General features: G+C 54.3%; 6 protein-coding genes and 1 CRISPR repeat array. Of the genes, 4 read left to right on the top strand and 2 right to left on the bottom strand.

The window, feature by feature from the left end; translation table 11 throughout:
* The 4 genes from murQ to GX117_04210 form a co-directional block, all read left to right on the top strand.
* The coding region (gene murQ, locus GX117_04225) for an N-acetylmuramic acid 6-phosphate etherase (protein NLO32550.1) at positions 1-1,531 on the top strand (1,531 nt) is incomplete at its 5' end.
* Positions 1,531-3,132 (top strand): SpoIID/LytB domain-containing protein, encoded by a 1,602-nt coding sequence (locus GX117_04220; GenBank protein NLO32549.1) that lies wholly within the window; start codon positions 1,531-1,533, stop codon positions 3,130-3,132. The genes murQ and GX117_04220, both read left to right, overlap by 1 nt.
* Positions 3,129-4,292, top strand: a complete 1,164-nt coding sequence (locus tag GX117_04215; GenBank protein ID NLO32548.1) for an anhydro-N-acetylmuramic acid kinase — start codon at positions 3,129-3,131, stop codon at positions 4,290-4,292. The genes GX117_04220 and GX117_04215 overlap by 4 nt, the downstream gene beginning before the upstream one ends.
* Before the next feature lie 59 nt (positions 4,293-4,351).
* Entirely contained in the window at positions 4,352-4,621 is a 270-nt protein-coding gene (locus tag GX117_04210) for a hypothetical protein (GenBank protein NLO32547.1), read from the top strand.
* 20 nt (positions 4,622-4,641) lie between these two features.
* Here GX117_04210 and rhaM read toward each other — a convergent pair whose 3' ends face one another.
* On the bottom strand, positions 4,642-4,959 hold the full coding sequence (gene rhaM, locus GX117_04205) for an L-rhamnose mutarotase (protein NLO32546.1): 318 nt from the start codon (positions 4,957-4,959) through the stop codon (positions 4,642-4,644).
* A 77-nt stretch (positions 4,960-5,036) separates the two neighbouring features.
* Entirely contained in the window at positions 5,037-6,812 is a 1,776-nt protein-coding gene (locus tag GX117_04200) for a hypothetical protein (protein NLO32545.1), read from the bottom strand.
* A gap of 1,254 nt (positions 6,813-8,066) precedes the next feature.
* Positions 8,067-8,426: a CRISPR direct-repeat array (repeat unit 32 nt; unit sequence GTTTCAATCCACGCTCCCGCACGGGGAGCGAC).
* Between the last annotated feature and the right edge of the window lies 1 nt (position 8,427).

Raw genomic sequence — 8,427 nt, 5'->3', positions numbered from 1 at the left:
TCCCCTCTTGTATGCCAATTGCCACACAGGGCCGGGCATACTTGCCATTGCAGGAACCGGCTCCGCCGTCCTCGCTTCTAATATCTCCACGAAGGCGCAGCGTCTTGGCGGCCGAGGCACCCTCTTCGGCGATGAAGGCAGTTCCTATGCCATTGGCAAAGCCGCGCTCCGTGCCTGTGCCCGCGCTATTGACGGTGTAGGGCGCGATACGATATTGACCACATCCCTTCCCGCACAGGTCGGATTGAAACATTTCGAAGCCTTCGTAAATTGGGAAGGAGCCCATTCCAAACGGAGCATTGCTGCCTTGAGCCTGACCGTGGCAGAAGCTGCCGCCCAAGGCGATCCTGTGGCGGCATGCTTAATTGATGAAGAAGCCCAACGCCTTGCTGCCTTGGTCATCAGCGCGCAGAAAAGACTCGGACTCCCACCTAACGTACAGGTTTATGAATATGGCGGGCTCCTGGATCACTGCGCCCGCTACCGCGACGCTTTCCGTGATGCCATTCACAGAGCCGGAGCGATGCAGCCCATGCCCTGTGCCTTGCGCGGAACAGAAGCCCTTTACACCACGGCAAAAACGCGTATCGCTCCGGACTGGGTATTCGTGAAGGAACCGGCTGCCTCACCACAGTCCGCGCCTCTGCCCGACACAGAGGCGCTGGATCAAAGCCAATTCATTGACACATTAACCACGGCTGAGCTGGTAGCAGTCATGCAGCGCGCCAACGAAACCACCGCGGCAGCAGTCGGTGCCGCCCATGAGGCGATAGGCAGTGCGATAACCTATGCCGCAGACAGCATACGCAGCGGTGGACGTATCCTCTACGCAGGCGCCGGTACAAGCGGGCGCTTGGGCGTATTGGACGCTTCTGAATGTCCGCCCACCTTCGGCGTATCACCCGAACGGGTGCATGGAATGATTGCCGGCGGCGACACAGCATTGCGCGACAGCGTGGAAGGTGCGGAAGACGACCGTCAACAGGGCGCCGCAGAAGCGGAAGCGCTCCAAATCAGCGCCCGTGATTTTGTCATCGGTATTGCCGCTTCCGGAGCAACCCCCTACGTGGAAGGAGTCCTATCCGTTGCCCGTGCTTCCAAGGCACGGACAGCGCTCATTACGAGCAACCCCGGCGCGCCCATTCTATGCGACTTGCTCATTGCCCTCAAGACGGGCGCGGAAATTTTAGCAGGCTCAACACGACTAAAAGCAGGAACCGCTGCAAAGATGGCGCTCAACATGATCACTACAGGAGCCTTCACCCAATCCGGATATGTTTACAAAGGACGTATGATCGGAATGATTCCCGCCAATGATAAACTGCGCCGGCGTGCGGCGCGCATCGTGGCGGATATTTCACAAATAAGCGAAGCGGAAGGGGCTGCATTTTTAGCACAGAGCAATTATCACATCGCCGCTGCCATACTCATGGCGTGTAGAAACCTGTCCCATGACGAATCAAAAGCCCTATTGGACAAACATGAGGGGAAGCTGCGAGACGCGCTCAACGAAGGAGCGGCGGAGGCTTAATGTTCTTTAAAAATAATCGCTCACAGCTTCAAAAACAATATGCAAGCGCCCTGATGTTGATGCTTGGTTTGTCTATGGCAGCAGCGGCCGCAATGGCGCAATCGGAGGAGACCGTGTCATCGGCGCACGCACAAGTGCGCATGCGATACGCTGTGTTGCCTGATGCCGTCACGTTCAAGACAACGGCGGCGGGCAGCTTGGAAGCGGGCGCTTCCCACTATCCCTTGGAAGCGGGAACATGGACCTTGCGCGCGGAGAACTTACAGCCGGCAAGACAACATTTTTATGTTTTTAAAAAATCTTTTCAACCCGGCGACGAAGTGCAACGGGATGCCTTTATAGCGCTTTGGCGTCAACGCGGCTATACCCCGCAAATAAAGACCTTGGGGAAACGGTTCCGAACCGGCACGGGCAGAATCATTGATAACCGTGTTTACTGGATCGCCATTGCACGTTTCGACAAAGAAGCCGATGCGACGGCACTCGCACAAAGCATGCAAGACGACCCCATCCGTCCCTGGATCCGTAGTGAACGGGTACTGCCCGGTTCCTGCACCTTCACTCTTCAAGGAACAAACACAAGCAAGCCCCTGACGCTGACCGCCCCCTTAAAAATACACTGCACGGCGCCCATCGAAATTATGAATCTATCTGATGCCTATTGGAAAAGTAATCAGCGAAACCGCCTCTTCCATGGACCCCTCGAAATTACGGTGGGCTATGGTCGGGATCTTGAAGTCTACGGCACCCTGGCGGTAGAAGAGTATTTGCGCGGCGTCGTGCCAGCCGAGATGCCCGCATCTTGGCCTTTAGAGGCGCTGAAAGCACAAGCCATCGTCGCACGCAGCGAAATCTACGCGAGCATGGCAGGCAAATATGAATTGGAAGGTTTTGATTTTACGATCTTCGAGAGTTGCAGAGCCTATAATGGTGTTAGTGGACATGCCGTGCAAAGCGATGCCGCAGTCGCCCAAACAAAGGGCATGGCATTGGTCGCGCAAAATAAATATATCAGCGCTGTCTTTTCTTCGTGCTGCGGAGGCTGGACAGAGAACAACGACAATGTTTGGAGCGGGCCTCCGGATCCAGTATTACGCGGGAAATCTGATCTGCGCACAAACTCACCTTCCATATCGCCCGCCCAAAACTTGCGCACATGGTTGACCACCGCGCCCGATGCGTGGTGTGCAGGAGACAGCGCAGGCTACCGTTGGCAAAAATCTTATTCTCGTTCCGAATTGACAGAGATTGTAAACCAACGGCATAATTTAGGTACTGTACTGCGTATAGAAGAAGGCGCGCGCGGCGTCAGCGGCAGACTCAAAACGCTGACCATTGTAGGCGAAAAAGATTCGATCACGCTCACCGGTGAATTGAATATTCGTCAAGCATTTGGAGGATTGCCCAGTGCGATGGTTATAATAGAGACTGTGATGAACGGAACTTCACCTGCTGTCTATACTTTTACAGGCGGCGGGCGTGGTCATGGCGTAGGTATGTGTCAATACGGTGCTCGGGGTATGGCATCGGCAGGAAAAGATTTCGCTGCCATTGCGGCGCACTATTTTCCCCATGCTGACCTAGAAAGGACAATGGAATGAACCTAGAAGCAATTCGAAACAAAAAAGCACGTTTCATCATTGGCCTCATGTCCGGTACTTCCTGTGACGGCATTGATGCGGTTCTGGTGCGTATCAAAGGAACAGGGCCGGGGCTGGCCATGAAGCTGATCGCCCACCAATCCTTTCCCTATGACAATGATCTGCGGCTGCGACTTCTGAGCGAACACTTGACAGCCAAAGAAGTGTGCCTCCTCAATTTCGAACTTGGAGAGTTGATGGCAGATGCCTGCTTATCCATGATGGATATTGCAGACAACAATGAGGTGGAGCCTGATTTTATTTCCGTTCACGGCCATACTATCGGCCACTATCCCCCGGGAACAGGTGAGGATAAACAGATCGGCACCATGCAGATCGGTGAAGCCGCCGTAATCGCTCAGCGCACCAAACTGCCCGTCGTATCAGATTTCCGCGTTCGAGACATGGCCGCTGGCGGACAAGGCGCGCCCTTGGTACCCTATTCGGATTGGCTGCTCTTTCGAAGAAACGACCGGACCGTCGTCTGCCTCAACATTGGAGGTATCGCAAATTTAACCGCCGTTACCCCGCGCTTTGAAGACATACTCGCCTTTGACACCGGGCCCGGAAATATCGCCATTGATGGCGCAGTGCGTCTGCTCAGCCGCGGAAAACTCGCCTTCGATGAAGACGGAGAAGCGGCCAACCGAGGCAACGTCATAGACGAATTTTTGGAATATTTATTAAGCGATATTTATTTCACCAAAGACCCGCCCAAAAGCACCGGCAGAGAACGTTTCGGCGTAGATGTCTATCTCCGCGATGCGCTGGCAAATCGACGGGATCATGCCTATGAAGATCTCGTCTCGACAGTAACACAAGTGACCGTGCAAAGTATTGCCGATGCCTATAAAAACTACATCATGCCCAACTACGAAGTGTCTCACATGATCGTAAGCGGCGGCGGCGCCATGAATAACGCAGTCATGCAGCGGCTCAAAAATGCCTTGCCAGAGGTTAAAATTTATATCAGCGACCGCATCGGCATTTCTTATGATGCACGGGAAGCCATTGCCTTCGCCATTCTCGGCAACGAAACGATTTGCGGTACGCCCGCCAATGTGCCCCAAGCAACCGGCGCCTCCGAATCAGTGGTTCTCGGTAAGATCACCCCCGTATGATCGCCCTGTTGCAGTAAGGCTGCACGCTCGAAACAAAATAAAAAAGGAAGCCTAGAGATATGGTTGATCCCGAATTATTAAAGATACTGGTTTGCCCCGAAAACAGAAGCCCCCTACACGAAGCGACGCCGGAAATTTTGGCACAACTCAATGAGGCAATAGCCAAGGGAACACTGCGCAACCGAGGTGGAGAAGTGGTTCAAGACAATATCGACGCCGCCCTGATCCGACAAGACGAAAAAGTCTTATACATCATCCAAGATGCCATCCCCTACATGCTCATCGAAAAGTCCATTGTCTTGGATAGCATCAAGGAGCAAGAAGATTAAAGCGCCGCGACCCCGCCCCGTCACGCCTCAAGCCTAAAGACTTCTTGCAGAGGCACAGCGACCGGTGAATTGTCCGGATTCGTTTCCATCAGATCTTTCATAGACGCCCACCATTTTTGCATGATCGGGAGGGACGCCAAAGAATCCGTTGTGTTGTCCTCGGTCAGCTGTTGAAAGGCGAAGAGCGTCCCTGTTGCCTCTTCAAGAAAAATAGAATAGAAGAGGATGCCCGAAGCACGCAGCGCCGCCGACAATTCTGGCCAGAGCGCATCGTGTCGCCGCTGATATTCTTCCTTGTTACCCTCTTTAAGCTTCATGGTAAAGGCATTGACAATCATGACCCGCTCCTTCTTTCTGCTCATAGTGCAGACTTTCGATCAAGCAACGTAAACGGCGCACACACGGCGGCGGCTCATCAATCTTTCAGAATCATGTTATATTTCGGACACGCGAAATGGGCGCCTGCGCCAGGCGTTAATTCTGCATAATGCCGTTTGATCACAGGTCCGGAGGGATCCAGATCGTTGACCAAAATGGAAAAGCCAAAGCTTGATCCCGGCACAAAGTCAACTTGATAGAGCTCCTTGATGGGATAGGCGGCTTCATAAATAATACGTCGGCCTTCTTGAACGACGCCAAGCGAAACGGCCGTGGTAATGACGTCCAGATGTTTGTCCGGAAGATCATGCGAAAAAACCTGCGGGTCCCGCGGCGTGAGACTGAAGCTCCAATTGGAATTTTCAATCCACAGTTCCACGCTGTCCGCCATCCAAACCACATCCCCATAATAGGGCTGATGAAATTCGTTGTCTTCACTTTCAACGGCAATGTACAGATAGTCATCATCCCACATGACCCGGGCGCAGGCCTCTAAATCATCGGTATCGGCAGGGTCATAGCTCACGCCATAACGCATGGGCAGGCAGGGCGCATGGCTCCACTCGGAGAGGTCGCCGTCAAGAATTACCGGCTGCGCTGCTCTCGGTACGTCCACGGTCGGAGCGAGATCCACATCCCTGTTCAGAGCAATCGTTTTTCCCGTAACAGGATCTTCAACAACCCCCTCCAACGACGGAACAGGAAAGAAATCAGGGCCGGCATGTTTCATGACCGTTGTTTGGCTCTCCTGCGATCCGGCCGCGACCGACACCTTCCAAACCAGATCTTCCACCTGCCATTGAGGCGGACAGGTCCAGCGCAATTCCATCTTCAACGGCGTGTCAAAAGGATTATGCACCGTCATGGTAACGGGTTGATCGAAAGCTTGGTTCCAAGGATGCGCAATGGGCTCCCGCTCTATCATCGCTTGTATCGAATGGAGCCGTTTCACACCGGCATCGGTCACCAAGTCCGCAGAAAACACAGCGCCCGGTTTGATTAAGGAGATCGTATATTCTTCACCGCGCACTTTCACCCAAAGATAGCAGAAAAAACCGCCTTCTTCTTCAGGCTCACGAAAGCCGCCGCCGGCGCTCCCGCAAATAATGTAGCGGACGCCATCCTTTTCGCCATAGTCGCGATAGTAATGTTCGTGTCCTGAAATGACTGCACGAACCGGATAACCTTGGATGATGTCAGCAGTAGGCTGCCAATCGCGTTCCCAGTTAAGGGCAAAGAAGGGTACGTGCAAGAAAATGAAGATATGTTCCGCCGGATTATTCGCTAAGGTATCGCGCAGCCAATCCCGCTGTTCTTCGGAGAAGCCGTCCGGATGGCCCGGCTCTTCCGTATTCAAAATGACAAAGAGCGTATTGCCGCGCGTGAAGGCATAATATAAAGGGGCGACCCGTTCTTCGTAAACGCGCATCACTTCGACTTCTTCGTTAATATCATGATTCCCGGGCGTGGCAAAAAAGGGCGCGTTAAGCTTTTCCACGTTCCCTAAAAATTCATCCCACATGGGACCGATCTCTGCCGCCGGACCGCCCATGATCATGTCTCCTGCACACACGATGAGATCAGGATTGAGGAGGTTCCATTCGTCCATCATATCGAGGAAAATTTTGGGCGTACCCAGGAAGCCGCCAGGCTGAGGGTCAGCACAAACAACAAAATCACAAACCTCCGCCGACACTGCTTTGCTCTTTTCTAATTGCGCCAAACTTTTCGCGGCAAGGCTCTCCGCAACGACGGGCATAGACAAGACGAGTACAAGACTAAGGAATACAAAAGCGCTCTTTAAACGGATCATCAACAACTCCTTTCAGTAGAGTTCGTGATCGGGCTCCATCGTATACCGCAGGCAGGGACGCATAGGACAGGCGCCTACGCTCCAACAAAGAAACATCACGCAGGAATCTCCAGCACCGTGATAATCGGCTCCGACAGACTAACCGAATCATTTACAAGAAATTGTATCAAAGCCTATGCCTTGAGAAAAGCTTTCACGAAAATAAACAAGGTGCTGAAATAACCAGGGAGACACTACTGCCCCTTGAGGACGGGGTGAAACATAGCGCACTCCGATCCATAGGGCAGACCCGAGGCAGAGGTTCATTGCGCCCGAGGTGTTTTTATCATTGATGCCTTGCGTTATACACGTCGATTCGCCTACCCACGTTCGTCCATCCCGTCCATTCTGTCCGCGCCATCTGTGCGCTCCGTGAGGCGAAGAACTGTCCCGTGTAGGGGCGCGATTCATCGCGCCCGAGGTGTTTTTATCATTGAGGCCTTGCGTTATACACGCAGACTCGCGTACCCACGTTCGTCCATCCAGTCCATCCGGTCCGCGCCATCTGTGCGCTCCGTGAGGCGAAGAACTGTCCGGTGTAGGGGCGCGATTCATCGCGCCCGAGGTGTTTTTATCATTGAGACGTTGCGGTATACACGTCGACACGTGTACCCACGTTCGTCCATCGGGTAGATCCTAGGGCGCGATAAATCTCGCCCCTACAGGGGATGCGGCGACGCGGGTATAGAGCAAGAAGTACGGATTGCCCCGCCGCCTGCACCGCCACCGACAGCGCCATCTGTGCGCTCCGTGAGGCGAAGAACTGTCCGGTGTAGGGGCGCGATTCATCGCGCCCGAGGCGTTTTTATCATTGAGGCGCCGCAGTATACACGTCGATTCGCCTACCCATGTTCGTCCATCTTGTCCATCCTGTCCATTCTGTCCACCGGGTCCATCCGGTCCATCGGGTAGATCCTAGGGCGCGATAAATCTCGCCCCTACAGGTGTTGCGTCAAAGCGTGAGCGTGGGGTGTTGCGGCGACGTGAGTCTGTAGCCTTGATCGGGGATTGCACCGCCGCCTGCCCGCCGCCACCGGCAGCGCGGGGCATGGACACGCGCCACAGATTGCTTGCACGATCACGCCTTTGCGGAACCGTGCGAAATGAAATTTCGCGACCTATTGGGTTCACAACTGGAAAGTTGGGAAGCAGCGAGCAACACGCACCCGCGCGGGTTGCGACTGGAATATGCCCACCAATCTTTAGCTTGCCGTGGTTTCAATCCACGCTCCCGCACGGGGAGCGACTGCATCGCGCGAGGCCGTGGCCATGACGCGCATGTTTCAATCCACGCTCCCGCACGGGGAGCGACGGACTGGGTCCGCCCAGGGAAGCGCGAGAATACAAGTTTCAATCCACGCTCCCGCACGGGGAGCGACGATCGATACTCTAGACTGGCTCTTGCGCAGAGTCGTTTCAATCCACGCTCCCGCACGGGGAGCGACCGCGCCGAAAGGAGAACTGAAATGTCGATTCTGGTTTCAATCCACGCTCCCGCACGGGGAGCGACCGCGCCGAAAGGAGAACTGAAATGTCGATTCTGGTTTCAATCCACGCTCCCGCACGGGGAGCGACC

The organism is Candidatus Hydrogenedentota bacterium (assembly GCA_012523015.1).
Classification (GTDB): Bacteria; Hydrogenedentota; Hydrogenedentia; order Hydrogenedentales; family CAITNO01; genus JAAYBJ01.
The sequence above is the reverse complement of the archived record's forward strand: the minus strand, read 5'-3'. Positions and strand labels throughout refer to the sequence as shown.